Annotated in this window: 15 protein-coding genes, 2 tRNA genes and 10 pseudogenes; 11 read left to right on the forward strand and 16 right to left on the reverse strand. The window is 70.8% G+C overall.

Translation table 11 applies throughout. The features are described from left to right. The first annotated feature begins 308 nt into the window (after positions 1-308). The 6 genes and pseudogenes from gatC (at position 309) to L2X98_RS18420 (ending at position 6,080) form a co-directional block, all read left to right on the forward strand. Entirely contained in the window at positions 309-608 is a 300-nt protein-coding gene (gatC, locus tag L2X98_RS18395) for an Asp-tRNA(Asn)/Glu-tRNA(Gln) amidotransferase subunit GatC (protein WP_259611830.1), read from the forward strand. Beyond that, the gene (gatA, locus tag L2X98_RS18400; RefSeq protein WP_259611831.1) at positions 605-2,116 is read left to right on the forward strand and encodes an Asp-tRNA(Asn)/Glu-tRNA(Gln) amidotransferase subunit GatA; all 1,512 of its coding nucleotides are present in this window, start codon (positions 605-607) and stop codon (positions 2,114-2,116) included. The genes gatC and gatA overlap by 4 nt, the downstream gene beginning before the upstream one ends. Positions 2,117-2,128: 12 nt before the next feature. Then, positions 2,129-3,610: pseudogene (gene gatB / locus L2X98_RS18405) on the forward strand (Asp-tRNA(Asn)/Glu-tRNA(Gln) amidotransferase subunit GatB). A gap of 274 nt (positions 3,611-3,884) precedes the next feature. Then, entirely contained in the window at positions 3,885-5,147 is a 1,263-nt protein-coding gene (gene dinB / locus L2X98_RS18410) for a DNA polymerase IV (protein WP_259611832.1), read from the forward strand. Positions 5,148-5,192: 45 nt separating this feature from the next. After that, positions 5,193-5,514 (forward strand): annotated as a pseudogene (locus L2X98_RS18415) (hypothetical protein). Positions 5,515-5,597: 83 nt separating this feature from the next. Next, a complete protein-coding gene (locus tag L2X98_RS18420) occupies positions 5,598-6,080 on the forward strand; it encodes a nucleoside/nucleotide kinase family protein (RefSeq protein WP_259613387.1) in 483 nt (160 codons plus the stop codon). Between the two features lie 96 nt (positions 6,081-6,176). Here L2X98_RS18420 and L2X98_RS18425 read toward each other — a convergent pair. The 7 genes and pseudogenes from L2X98_RS18425 to L2X98_RS18455 form a co-directional block, all read right to left on the reverse strand. Next, a pseudogene (locus L2X98_RS18425) lies at positions 6,177-6,653 on the reverse strand (DUF2017 family protein); the annotation flags it as partial. Then, complete coding sequence (clpS, locus tag L2X98_RS18430; protein ID WP_259611833.1) at positions 6,577-6,876, reverse strand: ATP-dependent Clp protease adapter ClpS; 300 nt, start codon at positions 6,874-6,876, stop codon at positions 6,577-6,579. The gene clpS and the pseudogene L2X98_RS18425, both read right to left, overlap by 77 nt. After that, a complete protein-coding gene (locus tag L2X98_RS18435; RefSeq protein ID WP_259611834.1) occupies positions 6,873-7,223 on the reverse strand; it encodes a metallopeptidase family protein in 351 nt (116 codons plus the stop codon). Before L2X98_RS18435 ends, clpS begins: the two co-directional genes overlap by 4 nt. 66 nt (positions 7,224-7,289) lie before the next feature. Further along, a tRNA-His gene (locus L2X98_RS18440) sits at positions 7,290-7,365 on the reverse strand. A gap of 37 nt (positions 7,366-7,402) precedes the next feature. Beyond that, entirely contained in the window at positions 7,403-8,029 is a 627-nt protein-coding gene (gene orn, locus L2X98_RS18445) for an oligoribonuclease (RefSeq protein WP_259611835.1), read from the reverse strand. 66 nt (positions 8,030-8,095) lie between these two features. Continuing rightward, positions 8,096-8,168, reverse strand: a tRNA-Arg gene (locus L2X98_RS18450). A gap of 333 nt (positions 8,169-8,501) precedes the next feature. Beyond that, the gene (locus tag L2X98_RS18455) at positions 8,502-8,765 is read right to left on the reverse strand and encodes a hypothetical protein (RefSeq protein ID WP_259611836.1); all 264 of its coding nucleotides are present in this window, start codon (positions 8,763-8,765) and stop codon (positions 8,502-8,504) included. 268 nt (positions 8,766-9,033) lie between these two features. Between L2X98_RS18455 and L2X98_RS18460 the strand changes: the two genes are divergently transcribed. The 4 genes and pseudogenes from L2X98_RS18460 (at position 9,034) to L2X98_RS18475 (ending at position 12,535) form a co-directional block, all read left to right on the forward strand. Beyond that, positions 9,034-9,639, forward strand: coding sequence for a single-stranded DNA-binding protein (locus L2X98_RS18460; protein WP_259611837.1), 606 nt, complete (start codon positions 9,034-9,036; stop codon positions 9,637-9,639). A gap of 306 nt (positions 9,640-9,945) precedes the next feature. Further along, on the forward strand, positions 9,946-10,272 hold the full coding sequence (locus tag L2X98_RS18465; RefSeq protein WP_259611838.1) for a DUF6993 domain-containing protein: 327 nt from the start codon (positions 9,946-9,948) through the stop codon (positions 10,270-10,272). A 94-nt stretch (positions 10,273-10,366) separates the two neighbouring features. Then, a pseudogene (gene ettA / locus L2X98_RS18470) lies at positions 10,367-12,046 on the forward strand (energy-dependent translational throttle protein EttA). Between the two features lie 28 nt (positions 12,047-12,074). Beyond that, positions 12,075-12,535 (forward strand): annotated as a pseudogene (locus L2X98_RS18475) (acyl-CoA thioesterase). A 24-nt stretch (positions 12,536-12,559) separates the two neighbouring features. Here the strand turns inward: L2X98_RS18475 and L2X98_RS21945 are convergent. Beyond that, positions 12,560-13,412 (reverse strand): annotated as a pseudogene (locus L2X98_RS21945) (acyl-CoA thioesterase). Between the two features lie 49 nt (positions 13,413-13,461). On the opposite strand from L2X98_RS21945, the gene L2X98_RS18490 reads away from it, so the two are divergent. Beyond that, the gene (locus tag L2X98_RS18490; RefSeq protein WP_259611839.1) at positions 13,462-14,145 is read left to right on the forward strand and encodes a DUF8185 domain-containing protein; all 684 of its coding nucleotides are present in this window, start codon (positions 13,462-13,464) and stop codon (positions 14,143-14,145) included. A gap of 24 nt (positions 14,146-14,169) precedes the next feature. Here the strand turns inward: L2X98_RS18490 and L2X98_RS18495 are convergent. The 8 genes and pseudogenes from L2X98_RS18495 to pepN form a co-directional block, all read right to left on the reverse strand. Beyond that, positions 14,170-15,839 (reverse strand): annotated as a pseudogene (locus tag L2X98_RS18495) (FAD-binding dehydrogenase). After that, on the reverse strand, positions 15,836-16,258 hold the full coding sequence (locus L2X98_RS18500) for a globin (RefSeq protein ID WP_259611840.1): 423 nt from the start codon (positions 16,256-16,258) through the stop codon (positions 15,836-15,838). The pseudogene L2X98_RS18495 and the gene L2X98_RS18500 overlap by 4 nt, the downstream one beginning before the upstream one ends. A 504-nt stretch (positions 16,259-16,762) precedes the next feature. Further along, positions 16,763-17,332, reverse strand: a pseudogene (locus tag L2X98_RS22550) (mechanosensitive ion channel family protein); the annotation flags it as partial. A gap of 44 nt (positions 17,333-17,376) precedes the next feature. Continuing rightward, positions 17,377-18,020 (reverse strand): annotated as a pseudogene (locus L2X98_RS18510) (response regulator transcription factor). Next, positions 18,017-19,288: a sensor histidine kinase gene (locus L2X98_RS18515; protein ID WP_259611841.1), complete on the reverse strand. Its 1,272-nt coding sequence runs from the start codon at positions 19,286-19,288 to the stop codon at positions 18,017-18,019. Before L2X98_RS18515 ends, L2X98_RS18510 begins: the two are co-directional and overlap by 4 nt. 15 nt (positions 19,289-19,303) lie before the next feature. Further along, positions 19,304-20,146 carry an ABC transporter permease gene (locus L2X98_RS18520; RefSeq protein ID WP_259611842.1) on the reverse strand — a complete coding sequence of 281 codons (843 nt, stop codon included), beginning with the start codon at positions 20,144-20,146 and terminating at the stop codon, positions 19,304-19,306. After that, positions 20,143-21,069: an ABC transporter ATP-binding protein gene (locus L2X98_RS18525; RefSeq protein WP_259611843.1), complete on the reverse strand. Its 927-nt coding sequence runs from the start codon at positions 21,067-21,069 to the stop codon at positions 20,143-20,145. The genes L2X98_RS18520 and L2X98_RS18525 overlap by 4 nt, the downstream gene beginning before the upstream one ends. Positions 21,070-21,196: 127 nt before the next feature. Continuing rightward, positions 21,197-23,750 (reverse strand): annotated as a pseudogene (gene pepN, locus L2X98_RS18530) (aminopeptidase N). Between the last annotated feature and the right edge of the window lie 212 nt (positions 23,751-23,962).

Below are 23,962 nucleotides of genomic sequence, written 5' to 3' on the forward strand. Positions count from 1 at the left end.
GTGGGTGTGAGTGATGTCGTGCTGCGCGCCTGGTCTGTCGATGATGCTGCCGCGCTCGTCTCGATCGCGGCGCAGACCCGCGACCTCGGCACCCAAACCGGTTTCACAGACCTGTCGTCACAGCCGGCTGCCCGTTCGTTCATCGCATCGTTGACCAGCATGCCGTATTCGCTGCGCGACGACCATCTCGATCGGCTCGCGCTATCGAAATCCGCATTCGCGCATACGATTTTCGGGAGCGCGTGGCGAAAACGGCAGCGCGACGGCACCCGCCGGGGGAGGCATCCCGCCGCCCATAGACTGGAGGGGTGTCTGAAATCACCCCCGAACTCGTGCGCCACCTCGGTGTGCTCGCGCGGATCCAGCTGAGCGACGAGGAGATCGAGCGGCTCACCGGCCAGCTCGACGTCATCGTCGACAACATCGCCAAGGTGTCGCAGGTCGCCACTCCCGACGTGCCGGCCACGAGCCACCCCGTCGCGCTGCAGAACGTCTTCCGGCCCGACGAGGTCGGCGACACGCTCACCCGCGCGCAGGCGCTGCAGAATGCGCCGGATGCCGCGGACGGCCGCTTCCGCGTGACGGCGATCCTGGGGGAAGAGCAGTGACCGACATCACCCGCCTGACCGCCGCCGCGCTCGCCGACCGGCTCGCCGCGGGCGAGATCTCGTCGGTCGAGGCCACGCAGGCCCACCTCGACCGCATCGCCGCCGTCGACGGCGACATCCACGCGTTCCTGCACGTGAACGAGAAGGCGCTGGATGCCGCGGCCGACATCGACCGCCGCCGCGCAGCCGGCGAACAGCTCGGCCCCCTCGCCGGGGTCCCGCTGGCGATCAAGGACGTGCTGGTCACGACCGACATGCCCTCCACGAGCGGGTCGAAGATCCTGCAGGGCTACATGTCCCCGTTCGACGCCACCGTCGTCGCCCGGGCGCGTGCCGCCGGTCTGGTGCCGCTGGGCAAGACCAACATGGACGAGTTCGCGATGGGCTCGTCCACCGAGCACTCCGCCTACGGTCCCACGCACAACCCGTGGGACCTCGAGCGGATCCCCGGCGGCTCCGGCGGCGGTTCGGCCGGAGCCGTCGCCGCGTTCGAGGCGCCGCTCGCGCTCGGCTCGGACACCGGCGGCTCGATCCGTCAGCCCGCACACGTCACCGGCACCGTCGGGATGAAGCCGACCTACGGCGGCGTGAGCCGGTACGGCGCCATCGCCCTCGCGTCGTCGCTGGACCAGGTCGGCCCGGTCACGCGCACCGTGCTGGACGCCGGTCTGCTGCACGATGTCATCGGCGGGCACGACCCGCACGATTCCACGTCGCTGACCGACGCCTGGCCGTCGTTCGCCGACGCCGCGCGCGAAGGCGCGACCGGCGGAGTGCTCAAGGGGCTGAAGGTCGGCGTCGTGAAGGAACTTCCCGACAGCGGCTTCCAGTCCGGGGTCGCGGCATCGTTCCGGTCATCGCTGGACGTGCTGCAGGCGCATGGCGCCGAGATCGTCGAGATCAGCGCCCCGCACTTCGAGTACGGCGTCGCCGCCTACTACCTGATCCTGCCGGCCGAGGCATCCAGCAACCTTGCGAAGTTCGACTCGGTGCGGTTCGGGATGCGGGTCGAGGTACCGGGCGGGACCGTCGAGGACGTCATGGCCGCCACCCGCGACGCCGGCTTCGGCGACGAGGTCAAGCGCCGCATCATCCTCGGCACCTACGCCCTGTCGGCGGGCTACTATGACGCCTACTACGGCTCGGCGCAGAAGGTGCGCACACTGATCCAGCGCGACTTCGATGCGGCGTTCGCCGAGGTCGACGTGATCGCGACGCCGTCGGCGCCGACCACGGCGTTCAAGATCGGCGAGAAGATCGACGATCCACTGCAGATGTACCTGAACGATCTGACCACGATCCCGGCGAACCTCGCCGGTGTGCCGGGGATCTCGATCCCGTCCGGCCTGGCCGACGACGACTCGCTGCCGGTCGGCATCCAGTTCCTGGCGCCCGCGCGCGAAGACGCCCGGCTGTACCGGGTGGGTGCGGCCCTGGAGGCCGCGCTCGTCGAGAGATGGGGCGGCCCGCTGCTGGATCGCGCCCCCGTTCTGGGAGGGGTGCGCTGATGGCGCAAGCTGATGGACTTCGACGCGGCCCTCGAGCTGTTCGAGCCGGTGCTCGGCTTCGAGGTGCACGTCGAGCTGAACACCAAGACGAAGATGTTCTCGCCGGCGCCGAACACGTTCGGGCGCGACCCGAACACCGACCTCGCACCGGTGGACCTGGGCCTGCCCGGTTCGATGCCGGTGGTCAACGAGCAGGCGGTGCGCTTCTCGATCAGCCTGGGCCTGGCCCTGGGCTCGAGATCGCGGAATCGTGCCGCTTCGCCCGGAAGAACTACTTCTACCCGGACATGGGCAAGAACTACCAGATCTCGCAGTACGACGAGCCGATCGCCTTCGAGGGGCAGGTCGAGGTCGAGCTCGAGGACGGCACGCTGGTCCAGGTCCCGATCGAGCGCGCGCACATGGAGGAGGATGCCGGAAAGCTGACGCACGTCGGCGGCTCGGACGGCCGCATCCAGGGCGCCGCATACTCCCTCGTGGACTACAACCGCGCGGGCGTGCCGCTGGTCGAGATCGTGACCAAGCCGATCATCGGCGCCGAGCATCGCGCCCCCGAGCTGGGGGCGACCTACGTCCGGACGATCCGCGACATCGTGCTGTCGCTGGGCATCTCGGACGCCCGGATGGAGCGCGGCAACCTGCGCTGCGACGCCAACGTGTCGCTTGCGCCCGCGCGGCCAGACCAAGCTCGGCACGCGCACCGAGACGAAGAACGTCAACTCGATGAGGTCGGTCGAGCGCGCGGTGCGGTACGAGATCCAGCGCCAGGCGGCGATCCTGGCCGCGGGCGGGACGATCACGCAGGAGACCCGCCACTGGCACGAGGACACGGGGGTCACCTCGCCCGGGCGCCCGAAGTCGGATGCCGATGACTACCGGTACTTCCCGGAACCCGACCTGCTGCCCGTGGTGCCCTCGCGTGAGCTCGTCGAGCAGCTGCGCGCCGCGCTGCCCGAGCCCCCCGCCGTGCGCCGCCGTCGGCTGAAGACCGAGTGGGGCTTCACCGACCTCGAATTCCAGGATGCCGCCAACGGCGGGGTGCTCGTCGAGATCGAGCAGACCGTCGCGGCCGGTGCGACGCCGGCGGCGGCCCGCAAGTGGTGGACAGGCGAGCTCGCCCGGCTCGCCAACGACACGGGTCGCGAGACGAGCGAACTCGTGGAGCCGGCCGCGGTGGCCGAGCTGCAGAAGCTCGTCGACGCGGGGACGCTCACAGACAAGCTCGCCCGCCAGGTGCTGGAGGGCATGGTCGCCGGCGAGGGGACTCCGCAGGAGATCGTGGATGCCCGGGGCCTGGCGGTCGTCTCGGACGACGGTTCTCTCATCGCCGCGATCGATGAGGCGCTGGCGGCCCAGCCGGACGTGCTGGCGAAGATCCGCGACGGCAAGGTGCAGGCCGCCGGCGCCATCATCGGCGCGGTCATGAAGGCGATGCGCGGCCAGGCCGACGCCGCCCGCGTGCGCGAACTGATCCTGGAGCGCGCCGCCGGGTAGGCATCACGCCAGGTCCCTGAGCGAGGAGCGCAGCGACGAGACGAAGGGCCGGTACTTCCTCCCAGGCCCGGTCGTCCGCGGCCTCCGGCCCTTCGTCTCGCTGCGCTCGCTCAGGGACCTGGGATGCGCCCCGAGGTCCCTGAGCGAGGAGCGCAGCGACGAGACGAAGGGCCGGTGTCGCCTTCGAGGTCCCTGAGCGAGGAGCGCAGCGACGAGACGAAGGGCCGGTGCGTTCGCGGGCGCGGATGTCGGAGGCGTCGGCGAGAATGGACGGATGGGACGCGGGGACGGATCGGGCAGACGCGTCTCGCCCGAGGGAGCCGACGACACCGGCGCCGGCATCCTGCACGTGGACATGGACGCGTTCTATGCGTCCGTGGAGGTCCTCGACGACCCGTCGCTGCGGGGCAAGCCGCTGATCGTCGGCGGCATGGAGGGGCGGGGAGTCGTCTCCAGCGCGTCGTACGAGGCGCGCCGCTACGGGGTGCGCTCGGCCATGCCGGTGGGACAGGCGCTCCGACTGTGCCCGACGGCCACGGTCGTGCCGCCGCACTTCGAGCGGTACCTCGACCTGTCCGGTCAGGTGATGGACATCTTCCACGAGATCACGCCGCTGGTCGAGCCGCTGTCCATCGACGAGGCGTTCCTGGACGTCCGCGGTGCCCGTCGGCTGTGGGGCCCACCCGCGCGCATCGCCGGGATGCTGCGCACCCGCGTGCACGAGCGGACCGGTCTCACCTGCAGCGTGGGTGCCGCCGCCACGAAGCATGTCGCCAAGATCGCGTCGACGATGAGCAAGCCGGACGGGCTGCTGATCGTCGCCGAACCGGACACCGAGGCGTTCCTGGCGCCGCTGAGCGTCCGCACGATCTGGGGGATCGGGCCGAAGACGGCCGAGGCGCTCGAGGCGCGGGCCATCCGCACGGTGCAGGACATCCTCGACACGCCCCCGCCGGTGCTCGTGCGCGTGCTCGGCCCGGTCGGCGCGGATCGGATCGCCCGGCTGGCGCGCGGCGAGGACGCGCGTGAGGTCGAACCGGAGCGGATCGAGAAGAGCGTCGGCCACGAAGAGACCTTCCGCACCGACATCGCCGACTCCCGCGTCCTGCGCGCCGAGCTGCGCCGCCTTGCGGATCGCGTCGGAGCGCGGCTGCGGCAAGCGGGGTGGGAGGCGGGCACCGTCTCGATCAAGATCCGGTACGCGGATTTCACCACCCTCACCCGCGCCCAGACGCTGCCCGAGCCGACCGCCGTCGGTCAGCGGATCGGCGAGGCGGCGCTCGAGCTGTTCGATGCGCTGGACCGGCCCCTGCCGGTGCGGCTGGTGGGCGTGCGGACCGAGAAGCTGCGCGCGGCCGGCAGCGGCGGGCTCGCGCTGTGGGACGACGACGAGGAATGGCGCCAGGTCGAGGGGGCGCTCGACGACGCGGCGTCCCGGTTCGGCGCCGGCGCCGTGACCCGCGCGGCGTTCCTCGGACCGTCCCGCGACGTCGGCGGCGTCACGCATCATCCGCCGCGCCGCCGCGAGAGCCGATAGGGCGCGGGGCTGTCCTGCGGGCGCTCGGGCGGCTAGCGTGGAGATATGCCCAACATCGCACTCGAACTCGGCAAGAACGCCGCATCCTTCGGCGTGAGCAGCGCCTACGGTGAGCAGCAGGATGTCGACGGCATCCGCGTCATCCCGGTCGCGATCAGCTGGTCCGGGTACGGCGGCGGCTCGGATGAGTCCGGCAACGGCGGCGGAGGAGGCGGGGGATACGCGATCCCGATCGGCGCGTATGTGCGCCGCGGCGACGAGCTTGCGCTTCGAGCCGAACGTCGTGTCCTTCCTGGCGGTCGCGATCCCGTTCGTCTGGGTCTGCGGCCGTGCGCTCAGCCGTGTCATCCGCGCCCTCAAGCGATAGCGACATCCTCGCGGCAGCGCTTGCAGACGGCCGCGTCCGACATCCTGCGCGGCATCTCCGTTTCCGATGCCTCCGCGCCGGTGGTGCTGATCGACGGGCGCAGCGGTGCGGGAAAGTCCAGCCTCGCGCGGCTGCTCGTCGCGCAGTGGCCGACGTCGGCGCACGCCCAGCTGGTCGCGCTGGATTGGCTGTATCCCGGCTGGGACGGGCTGGAGGGCGGCGTCGACCGGGCACGGGACGACATCCTCCTGCCGCACCGTCGCGGACAGCTCGGTGTGTGGCGTCGGTGGGACTGGGAAGCCGGGGTCCCGGCCGAGGAGCACATCGTCGACCCCGCGCTCCCGCTGATCGTCGAGGGATCGGGGATGCTCACCGCGGCGACGGCGCCGTTGAGTGAGGTGCGTGTCTGGCTGGAGGCCCCCGACCGGTCGCGCAAGGACCGTGCACTGAGACGGGACGGGGACCTCTACCGTCCGCACTGGGAGCGGTGGGCGGCGCAGGAGCAGCGACACCTCGCTCGCGATCGCCCGATGGATCACGCCACGCACACGGTCGTGCTGCCGTGAACGGGCGTCAGGCGTCCGGATCCGCAGCGCGCAGCAGCCCTCCAACCGGTAGCCGAGCCACTCGTAGATCCCGAATCGGGGATCCTCCTCGTCGTGGTCGGCTTCGGTGCGGATGCCGAGGCGGGATGCCAGCACCAGGCGGAGCGCTGTGAGGGTCCGCAGCCACGCCTCCAGCTGGTCCGGCCCCAGCGTCACCGAATCCGTGCGCAGCGCCGCCTCCTCCGACTCCGGCGCCGGCAGCGGAGCGCCCAGGTCGGACAGCACTTGCTGCGCATCCTGATCCCGCCGGCTGAGCAGGTCGTCGGAGGTGAGCGCGCGGAACTGACGCGAGGCATCCGGATCATCCGCATAGGCATCGGGGACCAGACGCGCCAGGGCCGGGTCCGTCGCGGCGCCGTCGGTCGGCCCGTCATGCGCAGCGCGCGGAACTGCTCGACCAGGTCGGCGAGATGCACGGCCTCCAGGCGCGTGATCTCCAGGACGACGGCGCGCGGGGTCATTCGGGGGCCTTCCGGATCGTGGCCCACAAGCCGTAGTCGTGCATCGCCTGGGCGTGCAGCTCCATCTGCTCACGCGGCCCTTCGGACACGACGGCGTGGCCCTCGTTGTGCACGGCGAGCATGAGTCGGGTGGCGACCTCGCGGGAGTAGCCGAAGTACTCCCGCAGCACGCGGACGACGTAGGTCATCAGATTCACCGGGTCGTTCCAGACGACCGTCTGCCACGGTCGATCCGGATCGACCGTGCGCATGAGGTCGATGTCCTCGTCGATGTCGGGGGAGGCCAGAGCGCTCATGCCCACCCCAGCTCGTGCAACCGGGCGTCGTCGATGCCGTAGAAGTGCGCGATCTCGTGCACCAGCGTCGTGTGCACCTCGTCACGAAGCTCGTCCTCGTCCGCGCAGGCGTGCAGATGCGGCGCGCGGTAGACGATGATCCGGTCGGGAAGCTCGCCCACGCCGTACCGATCGCGCTCGGTGAGCGCCCAGCCCTCGTACAGCCCGAACAGGTCGAGGCTGCCGTCCTCGGGGCGGTCCTCCACCACGAACACGACGTTCTCCAGGCCGTCGACCATGTCGTCGGGCAGCCGGTCGAGCTCGTCGATCACGAGCGCCTCGAACACGTCGGCATCCATCTGCAGCATCGGGCGCTCAGCTCCTGCACGTCGCAACGGGGACCGAGTCGGACCCGCCTGCCGGTGCCGGTCCCGTGGGGTGAGTAACGGGGCTCGAACCCGCGACATCGGCCACCACAAGGCCGCGCTCTACCAACTGAGCTATACCCACCGTGGCCCCGTCGAGACGGGGCAACCAGACGATTCTCTCACACCTTCGCAGCGAACGACGACACGGTGGCGGCGGCCACGGCTTTGGCGTCATCACTGGTCGGGCCGGGGGCCGAGACGAACACCGCCTGGCGGTAATAGGCGAGTTCGCGGATCGATTCCCGGATGTCAGCGAGCGCCCGGTGCCCGCCGTCTTTGGCCGGCGCGTGCATGTACGCGCGGGGGTACCAGCGCCGGGCGAGCTCCTTGATGCTGGACACGTCGACGTTGCGGTAGTGCAACCAGTGGTCGACGTCCGGCATGTACTTCGCCAGGAACATCCGATCCGTGCCGATCGTGTTCCCCGCCAGCGGGGCCTTGCCGGCCACCGGCACGAAGCGCCGGATGTATGCGAGCGTCTGCGCCTGCGCGTCGGCCAGGCCCACACCCTGGGGCATCTCCTCGATCAGACCCGAGGTGGTGTGCATCTTCGTGACGAACTCGTTCATATGCGCCAGGGCCGGAGCGCCCGGTCTGATGACGATCTGCAGGCCCGGATCCAGGGCGTTGAGCTCGAAGTCGGTCACGATGACGGCGATCTCGACGAGTTCGTCGACCGCGAGGTCGAGGCCCGTCATCTCGCAGTCGATCCACACGAGCCGGTCGTTCTCGGATGATCCCACCATGTGATCATCCTAATGACGGCGTGGGACAGGCCCGCGCGTGCGGCGCGGACGCCGGATGAGCAAAAGCCCCTCCGGGAGGATTCGAACCCCCGACCTTGCGGGTAGAAACCGCTCGCTCTGTCCCCTGAGCTACGGAGGGATGGGTGAGACCAGGCTACCTGGATCGCGCCGCCCCGGGAAACGGGTCTGGCGTGTCCGGACGGGGCGGCGTACGGTCGGGAATGCAGCGGAAGGAGCTCGATCATGGCGCAGACAGAGGCGAAGCACGCCGTGTGGGTGGCATACGGTGCGACGGGGGTGACCGGCAGGCATCCGCGAGTCCGACGACGGGTACGTCGTCACGATGGCGGGTGCGGACGCCTCTCTCGGGGTCTACCCGACGATGGAGGTCGCGAAGTCGGCCCTGTACTCGGCGATGCCGGCCGGCAGCGACTGGCCCCGGTTCGAGCAGGCACTGACGCGGGCGCTGCCGTCAGCGGGTGAAGCGCAGGCAGTCCAGGGCGTCGTCGGCCGACCAGAATTCGCCGAGGTCGATGAATGATCGCGCCCCCGGATGGTACCGGCGGGCGCGATAGCGGATGCCGCGCGGGTCGTCGCGGGTGTCGATGTGTCCGACGATCAGTCCGGCGGCATCCAGCACCCGCCATCGGCCTGCTCCGATCGGGCTGAGTCGCAGCCCGGTGGTCCGCCGGACGGGCGGAGTCGTCGTGGTGCGGGATGTGAGCATCGCGGTCATGAGGTCCTCCTGGTTCCGAAGATATGTGCGGCCTCCGACATCCCGTCCCGCGCGTCGGCTTCCGGGCCGGGCGAAGCAGCCGGCGGCCGCCGACTCCTCCCCAATTCGGCCTCGTGCGCCGATTCGGCCCATTCATCCCCAGTTCGCCGGATCGGCCTGCGGCGCCCGGCGGCACGCGGGCAGAGTGGTGACTGCTCCGGTGCCCGATCGGGCACGGGGCACCGGAGCAGCCCGACCGCTGCCCGGCAGTGTCGGAAAGGAGAACGAGATGAGCGACACGATCACGATCACCGGCAACCTCGCCGCCGACCCCGAGCAGCGCTTGATCGGCAACGGGACGACGGTGACCAGCTTCCGGGTGGCGAGCAGTCAGCGACATCGGGACAAGGACAGCGGGAACTGGGTGGAGACCGAGCCGAACTGGTATCAGGTGTCCGCCTTCCGCGGACTCGGCGCGCACGCTTTCGCGTCCCTGCACCGCGGTGAGCGGGTCATCGTCACCGGCAGACTCAAGGTGCGCCGGTGGGAGAACGAGAAGGGCAAGGGGATGAGCGTCGAGATCGACGCCGAGGCCATCGGCCACGACCTGCTGTGGGGCACCACCCGGTACACGAGGGCGGGAGCAGCCGACCAGTGGAACGTTCCCGGGGCGGATGCCGCGGCCGGGCCGACGACGGAGGGGCAGACCGAGTGGGCGACCGCTCAGCCGGGCGAGGGCCGCGCGGCGGCCCTGGACGCCTCCGCCACCGGGGGACCGACCCCCGGGGCATCGTCCCCCGACTGGGGGGCGCCGGGTGCCGACGTGCCATCACCGCCTCCGCTGCCCGCCACGCCGACCGGGACGGAGCGCGAGCTCGCCGATGCGCCGTTCTGACGGCGGCACGGCGCCGCCCGGACCTCGTGGTGCACGCGCACCGGGCCGGGCGGCGCTCGTGCACCGGGAGCGTGTGCGCCCACCGCCTAGACTCGGCCTGTGCGCCCGCGTCCTGTCCGTCCCGTCCGCGCCCGCGCCGCCGCGGTCGTGTGCGCGATCGGGGTCACGGCTGCACTGCTGGCCGGATGCTCCGGAGAGGGCCTCGCCGGGCCGACGACATCTGCCTCGCCGGCGTCCGCGTCCCCGACGCCTGCGAACTCCTCAGCCCCCCCGAGCCCGACGCCTGGCCGCACGGCTCCCGCGCTCGTGCCGGACGGCACGGCGCAGCAGAACCTGGCGCTGTTCCGCGAGGTCACGCACGCCGTGTGGGCGGGCGCGGACCGGGTCCACGGTCGGGCGTACATCGACGCCCTGGTGAAGGCGGGCTTCCGCAAGAAGGCGATGCAGGTCACCGAGGACCTGACCACGGTGGGCAACCCCGCCGAGACGATCCAGTTCTCGGTCCGGTGGAAGGACGGACAGTGCCTGATGGGTCAGGTCGGTCCCGAGACCGGTGACCCGGTGACCACCGTGATGCCGGGGCTGGCCGATGGCCGGTGCCTTCTGGGCACGACCCGCGACATCGACTGGTGACCCGCGTTGTGCCGGTCAGTGCGCGCGCAGGGTGGACGGTCGCCGACCGCTAGGCTGGGACGTTGACGTCGTCATGCAGGGAGAGCGTTTTCGAATGGCTGAATATATCTATCAGATGGTGCGAGCCCGCAAGACCGTGGGCGACAAGCTGATCCTCGACGACGTGACCATGGCGTTCCTGCCGGGCGCGAAGATCGGCATGGTCGGACCCAACGGCGCGGGCAAGTCGACGATCCTGAAGATCATGGCCGGGCTGGACCATCCGTCCAACGGCGAGGCCATGCTCTCGCCCGGTTACACGGTCGGCATCCTGATGCAGGAGCCCGAGCTCGACGAGTCCAAGACCGTCCTGGAGAACATCCAGGAGGGCGTCGCGATCAAGGGCAAGCTCGACCGCTTCAACGAGATCTCCGCGCTCATGAGCGACCCCGACGCCGACTTCGACACGCTGCTGGCCGAGATGGGCACGCTGCAGGAGGAGATCGATGCGGCCGACGCATGGGACCTCGACTCGCAGCTCGAGCAGGCGATGGATGCGCTTGCGCACCCCGCCCGGCGACGCCGCCGTCGCGACCCTGTCGGGTGGTGAGAAGCGCCGCGTGGCCCTGACCCGACTGCTGCTGCAGAAGCCCGATCTGCTCCTGCTGGACGAGCCGACCAACCACTTGGACGCCGAGAGCGTGCAGTGGCTCGAGCAGCACCTGCAGAAGTACCCGGGGGCCGTCATCGCCGTCACGCACGACCGATACTTCCTGGACAACCTGGCCGAGTGGATCGCCGAGGTCGATCGTGGCCGGCTGATCGGCTACGAGGGCAACTACTCGACGTACCTGGAGAAGAAGTCCGAGCGCCTGCAGGTTCAGGGCAAGAAGGACGCGAAGCTCGCCAAGCGGCTCTCCGAAGAGCTGGACTGGGTGCGGTCGAACGCGAAGGGCCGTCAGGCAAAGTCGAAGGCGCGTCTGGCCCGTTACGAGGAGATGGCGGCCGAGGCCGAGCGCACCCGCAAGCTCGACTTCGACGAGATCCAGATCCCGCCGGGCCCGCGCCTGGGCAGCATCGTGATCGAGGCGAAGAAGCTGGAGAAGGGCTTCGACGGCCGCTCGCTGATCGACGGACTCAGCTTCAGCCTGCCGCCGAACGGCATCGTCGGGGTCATCGGGCCCAACGGCGTCGGCAAGACGACGCTGTTCAAGACGATCGTGGGCCTGGAGCCGCTGGACGGCGGCGACCTGAAGATCGGCGAGACGGTCCAGATCAGCTACGTCGACCAGACGCGTGCGGGGATCGATCCGGACAAGAGCCTGTGGGAGGTCGTCTCCGACGGGCTGGACATCATCACGGTCGGCAAGATCGAGATCCCTTCACGGGCGTACGTGTCGAAGTTCGGGTTCAAGGGGCCGGACCAGCAGAAGAAGGCCGGCGTCCTGTCCGGTGGTGAGCGGAACCGGCTGAACCTCGCGCTCACGCTCAAGCAGGGCGGAAACCTGCCTGCTGGACGAGCCGACCAACGACCTGGACGTGGAGACGCTGCAGTCGCTGGAGAACGCGCTGCTCGAGTTTCCCGGCTTGCGCCGTGGTGATCACTCACGACCGCTGGTTCCTGGACCGGATCGCCACGCACATCCTCGCGTACGAGGGCACCGAGGAGCAGCCCGACAAGTGGCACTGGTTCGAGGGCAACTTCGAGGCGTACGAGCGGAACAAGATCGAACGCCTCGGACCGGACGCCGCGACCCCGCACCGCTCGACCTACCGCAAGCTGACGCGTGACTGAGCGCGCGGGCCGGAGGCTCCACGTCCCGATGCCCCTGCGATGGGGCGATCTGGACGCCTACAACCACGTCAACAACACCGCGATGCTCAAGCTCCTCGAAGAGGCGCGGGTGCGCGCGTTCTGGCGGCCGAAGCCGGGGAGGACGCCCCGGACACCGCGGTCCTGAGCACCGGACTGGACAGCGGCGTGCTCACGCTGATTGCCCGACAGGAGATCGAGTACCTCGCGCCGGTGCCGTACCAGCGACATCCGCTCGACGTGCAGATGTGGTTCGGCAGCCTCGGCGGCAGCAGCCTCGAGGTCTGCTACGAAGTGTGCTCGCCGACCCAGACCGCCGGTGCCGACGGTCAGCGGGTGTACGCCCGGTCGACCGCGATCGTGGTGAAGGTGGATGCCGTCAGCGGACGACCGATGCGGCTCAGCGAGATCGAGCGCGCGGCCTGGGAGCCCTATCTCGGCGACCCGATCGTCTACGCGCACCGGCGCTGATCGCCGCCGACTCGGCCGGCATGTTCACCGCGGCGCGGGAAGCCGCACCATGACCTCCTGTGCGACCGAGGCCAGCAGCACGCCGTCCTCGGTGTAGATCCGGCCCTGCGCGAGGCCCCGCCCGGCCTGGGCGCTCGGCGACTCCTGGACGTACAGCATCCACTCGTCCACCCGCCCGTCGCGATGCCACCACATGGCGTGGTCGAGGCTGGCCAGCTTCAGGCCGGGGGTGCTCCAGGACACCCCGTGAGCGCGCAGGATGGACTCCTGGATCGTCATGTCCGACAGGTAGCCGAGAATGGCCCGATGCAGCGCCGGGTCGTCGGCGAGCCGCTTGCGCGTGCGCATCCAGACCGCCTGATGCGGCTTGCGGCGAGCCGTCGACCGACAGGTAGATCGGTGACGGGATGTGCCGGACATCCAGCGGGCTCTCGGCGAAGAACCGGTGCGACAGCGGGTGGGTGCGCAGGGCGGCGGCGTCGCCCGGGACGTCGTCCGGTCCAGGGAAGTCGGGCATCGGCGCCTGGTGCTCGAGCCCGGGCGTCTCGTCCTCGAACGACGCGATCATGGAGAAGATCGGCACTCCGGCCTGGAACGCCTGCGTGCGCCGGGTCGAGAAGGACCGGCCGTCGTGGATGCGGTCCACCGAGAACGTGATGCTCGCCGATGCGTCGCCGGGCCGCAGGAAGTAGCCGTGCATGGAGTGCGCGGTGCGCCCGACCTCGACGGTCCGCTGCGCGGCCACGATCGACTGGGCCAGGACCTGCCCGCCGTACACCCGGCCCTGCGGCATCGGCTGTGAGAGGCCGACGAAGATGTCCTCGGTGGTGCGGGCATCGGACTCGGCCAGGTCGAGCACCTGCAGCAGGGCCGTGATCGGATCGGCGGAGGCGGTGGCGTCGGTCACGTGCCTAAGCTTAGGACCGATGGCGCAGCGACTCGTGTTCCCGGATCCGTACGCCGCCGCCGACCTGCTCACCTTCGCCGGTCGTGCCGCGCGTACCGGTGACGGCGCCGTCCATTTGCAGGCGACGGGTGGGATGCTGCGCACCACCGCGGCCCCGCTCGTGCGGCAGGGGCTGCTGGACGCGACGCCGACCATCCTCGGGATGCGGGTGCTTCCGGCCGATCCCGAGCTCGAGTGCGATCTGGTGGTCGAGGCGGTCACGCTGCAGTCGGCGTCCGACGATCCGTGCGCGGTCGTGCTGCCGGACACGGCGGTCGCGCCGACGCTGTGGTCGTCCGCGCCGCTGCCGCGCACCGGCTGGGAGGACCTCGGCGAGCTGCCGGCGGATGCGCTGCGGGCGCGCGCGGCCTGGGGGATGTCGGCTGTCGCCCACGCCCTGCCGTTCGATCCGGGGGAGCAGGTGGTCCGCACCGTCCGGGGCCGGATCTGGAGCGAGCCCGACGACGAGGTGGCGGGGATGCCGCGGGGCGTCGCGTTCGTCGCGGTCACGATGGGGTTCCTCGGCGATCAGCCCGAGCGGGTCCCGGTGCGCGGGTGCGGGCGGTGGACCCGTCTGTCGTTCCGCCGCGGCCACGTGCTGTGGCGGGGTCCGGCGCACACCGGCATGACCGGCGTGCGCGCCACCGGGGCATCCCTGGGCTGAGACGTCAGAGCCGCACCTGACGCGTCAGAGCGCGGCGGCCGCCGCGCGCCCGGCCACCCGGCCGGAGAACAGGCACCCGCCCAGGAACGTGCCCTCCAGCGCCCGGTACCCGTGCACGCCGCCGCCGCCGAAGCCGGCCGCCTCGCCGGCCGCGTACAGGCCCGGGATCGGGCGGCCGTCGGCGCCGAGCGCACGCGAAGACAGGTCGGTCTGGATGCCGCCGAGCGACTTGCGGGTCAGCACGTGCAGCTCTGACCGCGATCAGCGGGCCGGCGGCGGGGTCGAGGATGCGGTGCGGCGCGGCGGTCCGGATGAGCCGGTCGCCGCGGTACGCACGGGCCGAGCGGAGCATCGCGATCTGCGCGTCCTTGGTGAAGTCGTTGTCCATCTCGCGGTCGCGCGCCTCCACCTCCATCCGCACCCGCTCGGGGTCCAGCACGTCGCCGCCAGGCAGCGCGCGCATCCCGTCGATGAGGTCGTCCAGCCGCTCGCGCACGACGAAGTCGGCGCCGTGGTCCAGGAACGCCTGCACCGGGCCGGCCGCACCCTTGCCCAGCCGCGACTTGACCAGCAGCGGGACGTCCTTCCCGGTCAGGTCCGGGTTCTGCTCGCTGCCGGAGAGCGTGAACTCCTTCTCCACGATCCGCTGCGAAAGGACGAACCAGGAGTGGTCGTGGCCGGTGGCGCGCAGGTGCTCCAGCGTGCCCAGCGTGTCGAATCCGGGGAACAGCGGCACCGGCAGGCGGCGCCCGGTGGCGTCCAGCCACACCGAGGACGGTCCGGGGAGGATCCGGATGCCGTGGCCCGGCCAGACCGGATCCCAGTTCTGGATGCCCTCGACGTAGTGCCACATCCGGTCGGTGTTGATCAGCCGCGCCCCGGCGTCGGCGCTGACCTGCTCGCAGCGATCCGTCGACGTAGGCCGGCACCCCGGTGACCATGGTCTGCGGCGGCGTCCCCAGCCGCTCGGGCCAATTGCGCCGCACCAGCTCGTGGTTGCCGCCGATGCCGCCGGCCGAGACCACGGTGGCGGCCGCCGAGACGGTGAACGAGCCGACGACTTCGCGCGAGGTCGCCATGCCGCGGGCGGCGCCGGACGGCGCGAGGATGTCGCCGGCGGCGCCGGTCACGGTCCCGTCGTCGGTGCGCAGCGTGGTGACGCGGTGCCGCGGAAGGATCGTGATCCGTCCGTCGGCCTCGGCACGCTCGACCGCGGCCTGGAACGGCGCGACCACGCCCGGCCCGGTGCCCCAGGTGATGTGGAACCGCGGGACGGAGTTGCCCGGACCGGTGGCGGTGTACCCGCCGCGCTCGGCCCAGCCGACCACCGGGAAGAAGCCGACGCCCTTCTCGCGCAGCCAGGCGCGCTTCTCGTGGTGCGCGAACTCCAGGTAGGCCTCTGCCCAGCGCCGGGGCCAGGCATCCTCGTCCCGGTCGAAGCCGGCGGTGGCGAACCAGTCCTGCCGCGCCAGCTCGGGAGAGTCTCGGATGCCGAACCGGCGCTGTTCCGGCGAGTCGATGAACAGCAGCCCGCCGAAGGACCACCACGCCTGTCCGCCGAGGTTGGTGCGCGGCTCCTGGTCGACGATGACGACCCGCTTGCCGGCCTCGGCGGCCTCGGCCGCGGCGACGAGGCCGGCCAGCCCCCACCCGATGACGAGCAGGTCGGTGCTGTGTGCGGCCTCGGTGGTCATGGCGTCTCCTTCGGCGCGGGCGGCGGGGTCGGTTCGAACGTGTTCACCATCGAGTGGGCGGCGCGCTGCAGATAGTCCCACAGGGTCGCGTCATGCAGCGGGGCCAGCTCGAGCTGGTCCATGGCGTCGCGCATGTGGCCGAGCCAGCGGTCGCGCGCCTCGGGGTTGACGTGGAACGCGACGTGCCGCATCCGCAGCCGAGGGTGGCCGCGCTGCTGGCTGTACGTGCTCGGGCCGCCCCAGTATTGCTCCAGGAACATCCGCAGCCGCTCCTCGGCCCCGTCCATGTCGTGCTCCGGGTACATCGGATGCAGGATCTCGTCGGCGGCCACCCCCTGATAGAACAGGTGGACCAGCCGGACGAACACGTCGTGCCCGCCGATCTCGTCGTAGAACGAGAGGGGAGCGCTCTGGCTCATGGGGTTCCCTTCGGATCGGCACCGGGGCCGCGGCCCTTGCCCTTCTTCGGCTTCCACACCACGTCGTCCGGGATCGGGTTGGGCTTGGTCTTGGGCGGATTCGCGCCGCGCACCCGCTGGGCGCCCTCGGCACCGGTGAGCACGACCGATCCCAACTCGGCCACCGTCACACCCGCGGTGTCCAGCGCCGCCTTCAGCCGCAACCGCAGCCTCGCTGGCCACGTCGTCCTTCGCGTGCGCCCGGGTCTTGAGCACGATCCGCAGCAGCAGGCTCTCGCCGGCCACGGACTGCAGGCCCCACACCTCGGGGAACCCGGTGATGCGGCTGCGCCACTTCGGGTCCTTCGTCAGGCCGGTCGCGGCATCCATCAGGTCGTCCTCCACCGCCGCGACATCCGCGTCGACGGGCACCGATACGTCGACGATGACGCGCGACCAGCCCTTGGACATGTTGCCGATCCGGGTGACCTCGCCGTTGCGCACGTACCAGAGCGTGCCGTTGACGTCGCGCACGTGCGTGACGCGCACGCTCACGTACTCCACGATGCCGGTGGCCAGGCCCAGATCGACGACGTCGCCGATGCCGATCTGATCCTCGGCGACGATGAAGATCCCGTTCAGGACGTCCTTGACGATGTTCTGGGCGCCGAAGCCGAGGCCCGCGCCCAGCGCGGCGGTCAGCAGCGCGAACGAGCCGAGGATGCCGGGGAACAGCACGTTGACGATCAGGATGATGGCGATCACGCCCACCAGCACATTCACGATGTTGCTGAGGATCGTGCCGAGGGTGCGGGTGCGCTGGACCAGCCGCACCGAGGCCAGCGGCGAGCGCTCCAGGGCCTGGGTGTCGGCGACCTGCGCCTTGTTCTTGGCCCCATTGACGATGCGGTTCACGACCCGGCGGATGAGGATGCGCAGCAGCCAGGCCACGACGACGGCGCCCACTACGATGCACAGGGCCGAGAGGACTCGCCATCCGGCCTCCACGAGCACGTCCACGGCGCCGGTGATCCAGGCGGGCAGCGCAGGTGCGTCCGCGGCGAAGGCGGTCAGCGAGGCGAGTACGGCGGACATCGTCTCGATCCTGAACGACGGATGCCTCGGGGCCGCCTGGACACTCAGCGCGCCAGTCCCATCCGATGGGCCAGGATCACCAGGTGCACGCGGTCGCGGGCGTCGAGCTTGGCGAGGATGCGGCCGACGTGCGTCTTCACCGTCGATTCGCTCAGGAACAGCTCCGCCGCGATCTCGGCGTTCGTCAGGCCCCGTCCGATGGCGGTGAACACGTCCCGCTCGCGCTCGGTGAGCGCGGTCGGGGGTCGGCGGGCACCGGGGCGGCGGCGTACCTCTCGATCAGCAGGCGGGTCGCGCGCGGAGCGAGGATCGCGTCCCCCCGGTGCACGGCGCGCACTGCGGCGACCAGGTCGTGGCGGGGGACGTCCTTGAGCAGGAATCCGCTGGCGCCGGCCTGCAGCGCGCCGAACGCGTACTCGTCGAGGTCGAACGTGGTCAGCACCAGCACGCGGGTCGCGGGATGCGCGGCGACGATCCGCCGGGTCGCCTCGATGCCGTCCAGGCGCGGCATCCGGATGTCCATCAGCACGACGTCCGGCGCGTCTCGGGCCGAGACCTCGATCGCCTCGGCGCCGTCACCGGCCTCGCCGATCACCTCGATGTCGGGCTCGGACTCGAGGATCAGGCGGAAGCCGACCCGGATGAGCTGCTGGTCGTCGACGATCACGACGCGGATGGGTGCGGTCATGCGTCCCCCTGGACCGGATGCGGGATGGGAATGCGGGCGCGCAGGCGCCAGGTGCCGTCGCGGCCCTCGGACCGGAGCTCGCCGCCGAGGAGGGCCGCGCGCTCGGCCAGCCCGCGCAGGCCGAAGCCCGGCGGCGTCGATGCCGGCCGGACGCCGTCGTTGTCGATCCGGACCGTCACGTCGTCGGTCGCGTAGGCGACGCGCACCGTGATCCTCGACGCGTTCGGCGCGTGCCGGATCGCGTTCGTCACGCCCTCCTGCACGATCCGTCCGACGGCGTACGCGATCGGCGCCGGGACGTGGTCTTCACCTGTGGTGCTCAGCGACACCGGGAATCCGGCACGCTGTGCGACGGCGACGCTCTCCTGCGGCGGCACGGGGGCCAGCGGCGCCAGCGGCGAGGCGACGCCGTCGGTGCGGAGCACGCCGAGCATCGTGCGCATCTCGTTCAGCGCCTGCCGCGCGGTAGCGGCCGCGGCATCCGTCGCGTCTCGGGCGCGGTCGCGATCAGCGGTCGCCCCGGCGCCCTCGGTCAGTGCGACGATCACGGTGAGGGAGTGCGAGACGATGTCGTGCATCTCGCGCGCGATGCGCTCGCGCTCGGCCGCCGCCGCCAGCTCTGCCTGCTGGTCGCGCTCGATCACCAGCTGCCGGGAGCGGTCCAGGATCGCGGCGATCCATCGGCGACGGTTCCCGATGTTCACGCCCACCAGGGCGCCGACCAGCACCGAGAATCCGGTGTTGAAGAACGTGTTCAGCGCCGACATCAGCGCGAGCGCCGGGTCGGTCACGGCGAGGGCGGCGGCGGTGGCGAGCGTCACGAGCACCGTGCAGGCCAGGGCGGCGATCACGCAGATGCGGTTGGAGCCGTAGACGGCCAACGCGTAGGTGGCGACGACCAGCGCCGGCACGGCCGCACCGTGCGGTGCGGCGATGGTGGTCAGCTGCAGTGCCGTCGCGAGCGCGAACGGCAGCAGAGGCACCCGCCGGCGCACGAGGAGCGCGGCACTGGTGGCCAGGATCAGGAGGACGATGACCAGCGAGAATCCCCACCACGGTGCTTCCGCGCCCGGGCCCGCACCCGCGGAGTCGACGCGGCGCGCATTCGTGGCGCCGGGGATGGCGAGCAGCAGGCAGGCGAGAGCGATCAGGATGTCGGTGAACAGCGGATGCCGCGCCCAGAACCGTCGGATCACGCCCGGCGGACGCGGCAGCCGGAGGTCCGCATCCTCGAGGATGCGGACCTCCGGCTCACCAGCCTTCGTCATGCCGGGGACATCCGGCTACGCGTCGCGGGATCGCAGGACCGCCCAGGATCCCAGGAGCCCGGCGGCGACCCAGCAGCCCAGCGTGATCAGCGCCACGGGGACGCTCATCGTCCCCTCGGCGCCCGGAGGAGTGGTGACCACCATCGCCGCGAACATCGGCAGATACTGCGCCGCGTCGTGGAGCCAGCTCCACGCTCCCTCCGCGGGGAAGATGCTGCCCACGATCGGCAGCACGAACAGCAGCCCGACCGTGGCGGCGATGGCGCCGGCGCCGCTCGCAAGCACGAACCCGAACGACAGCCCGATCGCGGCGAACACCGCCATGGCCAGCGCGCCGTAGAGGATCGGCAGGAGCGTGATGCCCGGGTCGCCGATGTCGATCGGCGACGTGCCGAGGATCGCGGCGACCGGGATGGTCGAGATCGCGAACACGGCCAGGCTCACCAGCCCCATCAGGGCCGTGACGACGATGGCCTTGGCGCCGACGACGGCCCCGCGTCGGGGCTCGGCGGCCAGGGTCGAGCGGATCATCCCCGTCGAGTACTCGCCGGTGATGGCGATCGCGCCCAGCGCGCCGGCCAGCAGCATCGTGAACTGGATCGGCGAGATCACCGCCGAGGCGAGCATGCGCGGCAGGTCGAGGGCCTCCGCGGGGGCCGAGGCGAAGGAGGCGCGCATGGAGGCGGCCACGATCGCCGCGAGGCCGACCGACAGCACGGCCACGACGGCGATCGACCACCACGTGGACCGCAGCGTGAGCAGCTTGATCGTCTCGCTGTTCAGCATGCGCGGAAAGCTCAGTCGCACGTCGTCGACGGCGCGGACACGTGCCGGGGCGGGAGCGGTGACGGTGGTCATGAGATGTCTCCTGTCGGGTAGTCGGCGCTCGCGTACTCGACGGACTGCTCGGTCAGAGCCAGATAGGCGTCCTCGAGCGACCCGGTGGTCGGGGTGAGCTCGTGCAGCGGGATGCCGTGTTCGGCGGCCAGATCGCCGACGCGTGCGGCCGGGACCCCGCTGATCTCCACGGTGTCCGGGGCGGTGGCGGTGACGGTGACCGATGACCCGGCCACCAGCGACACCACCTCGGCCACACGCGGGCTGCGCACCCGGGTGGTGGCCACGGTCCAGGAGCGGACGAGTTCGTCCAGCGGCGCGTCGGCGAGCACCTTGCCCCGGCCGAGCACGATGACCCGATCGGCGGTCTGCGACATCTCGCTCATCAGATGGCTGGACAGCAGCACGGTCCGGCCCTCTCCGGCGGCGCGCCGCACGAACTGCCGGACCCACCGCACGCCCTCCGGGTCGAGCCCGTTGACCGGCTCGTCCAGGATGAGGGTCTGCGGGTCGCCGAGCAGGGCGGCAGCGATCCCGAGGCGCTGGCCCATGCCGAGCGAGAACTTCCCGGCGCGCTTGCGGGCCACCGAGGCGATGCCCGCCAGCTCGATGACCTCGTCCACGCGGCGGGACGGGATGCCGTGGGTGGCCGCCATCGCACGCAGATGATTGCGCGCCGTGCGCCCGGTGTGCACGGCCTTCGCATCCAGCAGCACCCCCACCTCGCGGAGCGGGGCGCGCATGGCCGCATACCGCGAGCCGTTGACGGTGACGGCGCCCGCGGTCGGCCGGTCCAGGCCCACGATCATGCGCATCGTGGTGGACTTGCCGGCGCCGTTCGGCCCGAGGAACCCGGTGACCTTTCCGGGCTGCACGGTGAACGACACGTCGTCGACCGCGGTCTTCGCCCCGAATCTCTTCGTGAGGTGCTCTGCTGTGATCATGTCTGAACGCTAGCGGCCGTCACCGGCGACCCGCATCGGCCCGGGGTGCCGTCTTCCCGGATGGGACCGGCACCGCGGGACGACGCACGTCGCCGGCAGGGTGCCTGACACGGATGCCGCGGGGCGGTCAGTCCTGCTGATCGCGGGCCTGCACGGTCAGAGCCCGCTCGACGCCGGCCAGGTTCTCGGCGACGAGGCGCCGCAGCGCAAGCCGGGGCGTCGGCGTGCTCGGCCAGCCAGGCCCGGGTGGCGTCGCGGAGCGCGACGTCGGCCAACGGCGCCGGGTAGAGCCCCCCGATCAGGTAGTTGGCGATCTGGTAGGTGCGCGCGTTCCAGATCGGCAGCGCATGTCGAAGTACTGGGCTGTGAACGGCTCCAGCAGCGCCGCGCCGGCGGGGTGCACGAAGCCGGCGGCCGCCGCACGGACGACGGTGTTCGGCAGATCGTCGCCCACGACCAGCCGGTCCCACGCGGCCTGCTTCGCGGCCGGGGTGGACAGTGCGGCCTGGGCCTGGGCGGCGAACTCCCCGCCCTTGGCGGTGTTGTCGGCGGCCAGTGCCGCATCGATGTCGGCGGCGGTGACCTTGCCGCCGGCGGCGAGCGAGACCAGCAAGCTGCCAGGACAGGTCGGTGTCGATCTGCAGGCCGTCCAGGTCGGCCTCCCCGTCGCGCAGGCGCCGCACATCCTCCCACTGCGCCGGTGTGGCGGCCGCCGAGGCGAATGCCGTCACCAGCTTCGAGCTGGCTGTCGCTGCCGGCCTCGGCGGCCTGCGCGAGCTGCCAGAGGCCGTCGGCCACCCGGGTGCGGGACTCGTCGCGGTGCGCGGGCGCCACGTAGCTGTTGGCCGTCAGCAGGAGCTGGCCGAGAGTCGTGCGCAAGCGTCGTGGACTCGGTCTCGGCGCCGATGTTGCCGAGCACGAGGTCGATGTAGTCGCTCGGGGACGACTCGGCGTCACGCGTCTGATCCCACGCCGCGCCCCACACCAGAGAGCGCGCCAGGGGGTCCGAGATCTTGTCGAGGTGTGCGATCGCGGTGGCCAGGGACCGGTCGTCCAGGCGGATCTTCGCGTAGGCGAGGTCGTCGTCGTTGAGCAGCACCAGGTCGGGCCGTTTGTGGCCCTTCAGCTCGGGCACGTCCGTGCGGTCGCCGTCCACGTCCAGCTCGATGTGATGCACGCGGATCAGGGCGTCGCCGTCCAGGTTGTAGAAGCCGATCCCGAGGCGGTGCGGGCGGATGGTGGGGTAGTCGGCGGGGGCGGTCTGCACCACGCCGAACCGGGTGATCACGCCGTCCGCGTTGTCCTCGATCAGCGGCGAGAGCGTGTTGACGCCGGCCGTCTCGAGCCACTTCTGCGACCACGCGCCCAGGTCGCGGCCGCTGGTGGTCTCCAGCTCGGTGAGCAGGTCGACCAGCTCGGTGTTGCCCCACTGGTTCTTCTGGAAGTAGGCGGCCACGCCGGCGAAGAACTCGTCGATGCCGACCCAGGCGGTCAGCTGCTTGAGCACCGAGCCGCCCTTGGCGTACGTGATGCCGTCGAAGTTGACCTGTACGTCCTCCAGGTCGTTGATCTCGGCGACCACAGGATGGGTCGAGGGCAGCTGGTCCTGCCGGTAGGCCCAGCTCTTCTCCATCGCGTTGAACGTCGTCCACGCCCGGGACCACTCGGTCGCTTCGGCGGTGGCGATCGTCGAGGCCCACTCGGCGAACGACTCGTTCAGCCACAGGTCGTTCCACCACTTCATGGTGACCAGGTCGCCGAACCACATGTGGGCCAGCTCGTGCAGGATCGTGACGACCCGGCGCTCCTTGACGGCATCCGTCACCTTGCTGCGGAACACGTACGACTCGGTGAAGGTGACCGCTCCCGCGTTCTCCATCGCGCCTGCGTTGAACTCGGGCACGAACAGCTGGTCGTACTTGGTGAACGGGTAGGGGAAGTCGAACTTGGACTCGTAGTACGCGAAGCCCTCGCGGGTCTTCTCGAAGATGTAGTCGGCGTCGATGTACTCCCACAGGCTCTTGCGCGCATAGACGCCGAGCGGGATGACGCGACCCGAGGCGCTGGTCAGCTCGGAGCGGGTGACCTCGTAGGGGCCGGCGATCAGCGCCGTGATGTAGGACGAGATGCGGTGGGTACGCTCGAACGACCAGGTCGCCGCGCCGTCCTCGGCCGGGACCGGTGCGGGGGTCGGGGCGTTGGAGACGACCGTCCACTCGGCCGGCGCGGTCACCGTGAACCGGAAGCCCGCCTTCAGATCCGGCTGCTCGAACACGGCGAACATGCGGCGCGAGTCGGGCACTTCGAACTGCGAGTAGAGGTAGACCTCGCCATCGACCGGGTCGACGAAGCGGTGCAGACCCTCGCCCGTGTTCGTGTACAGGCAGTCGGCGACCACGATCAGCTCGTTCTGCGCCGTCAGTCCGTCCAGCGCGATCCGCGAGTCGGCGAAGGCGACCTGGGGGTCGATCGCCCGGCCGTTCAGGGTGATCGAGTGGACCTCGCGGGCGATCAGATCGATGAAGGTCGACGCCCCCTCCGTCGAGGTGAAGCGGACGGTCGAGGTCGACGAGAAGACTTCGGCCCCCTTCGTCAGATCGAGGACGACGTCATACTCCTGCGTGTCGACGACAGCGCGGCGCTCGCTGCGCCTCGATACGGGTGAGGTTCTCTCCAGGCACTGCGTTGCTCCCGTGGTAGGGGTCGATGGATGCCGCGGCCGGCGCTGATGGCACCGGCGACAACCCACCCAGCCTAAGCGTTCGGCGCGTGATCTGATCCGCCTGCGCACGTTCCCCTGTCGGCGCGGGGCCCGAGTCAGTACCGTGATCAGCACGAGCTCGCGCAGACGCCGCGGGACCGGAGGTGTGGCACAGATGGATGCTGGCAGACG

It is taken from the genome of Microbacterium elymi, assembly GCF_021582895.2.
GTDB classification, from domain to species: Bacteria; Actinomycetota; Actinomycetes; order Actinomycetales; family Microbacteriaceae; genus Microbacterium; species Microbacterium humicola.

What these genes read in the sequence shown, in the direction of transcription:
- L2X98_RS18460 (WP_259611837.1), top strand. Translation starts at nt 9,034, where the DNA reads ATGAGCGACACGATCACGATCACCGGCAACCTCGCCGCCGACCCCGAG.
- clpS (WP_259611833.1), bottom strand. Translation starts at nt 6,876, where the DNA reads ATGAGCGCTCTGGCCTCCCCCGACATCGACGAGGACATCGACCTCATG.
- orn (WP_259611835.1), bottom strand. Translation starts at nt 8,029, where the DNA reads ATGGTGGGATCATCCGAGAACGACCGGCTCGTGTGGATCGACTGCGAG.
- L2X98_RS18435 (WP_259611834.1), bottom strand. Translation starts at nt 7,223, where the DNA reads ATGCTGCAGATGGATGCCGACGTGTTCGAGGCGCTCGTGATCGACGAG.
- L2X98_RS18455 (WP_259611836.1), bottom strand. Translation starts at nt 8,765, where the DNA reads ATGACCGCGATGCTCACATCCCGCACCACGACGACTCCGCCCGTCCGG.
- L2X98_RS18520 (WP_259611842.1), bottom strand. Translation starts at nt 20,146, where the DNA reads ATGACCACCGTCACCGCTCCCGCCCCGGCACGTGTCCGCGCCGTCGAC.
- L2X98_RS18490 (WP_259611839.1), top strand. Translation starts at nt 13,462, where the DNA reads ATGGCGCAGCGACTCGTGTTCCCGGATCCGTACGCCGCCGCCGACCTG.
- L2X98_RS18525 (WP_259611843.1), bottom strand. Translation starts at nt 21,069, where the DNA reads ATGATCACAGCAGAGCACCTCACGAAGAGATTCGGGGCGAAGACCGCG.
- dinB (WP_259611832.1), top strand. Translation starts at nt 3,885, where the DNA reads ATGGGACGCGGGGACGGATCGGGCAGACGCGTCTCGCCCGAGGGAGCC.
- L2X98_RS18515 (WP_259611841.1), bottom strand. Translation starts at nt 19,288, where the DNA reads ATGACGAAGGCTGGTGAGCCGGAGGTCCGCATCCTCGAGGATGCGGAC.
- L2X98_RS18500 (WP_259611840.1), bottom strand. Translation starts at nt 16,258, where the DNA reads ATGAGCCAGAGCGCTCCCCTCTCGTTCTACGACGAGATCGGCGGGCAC.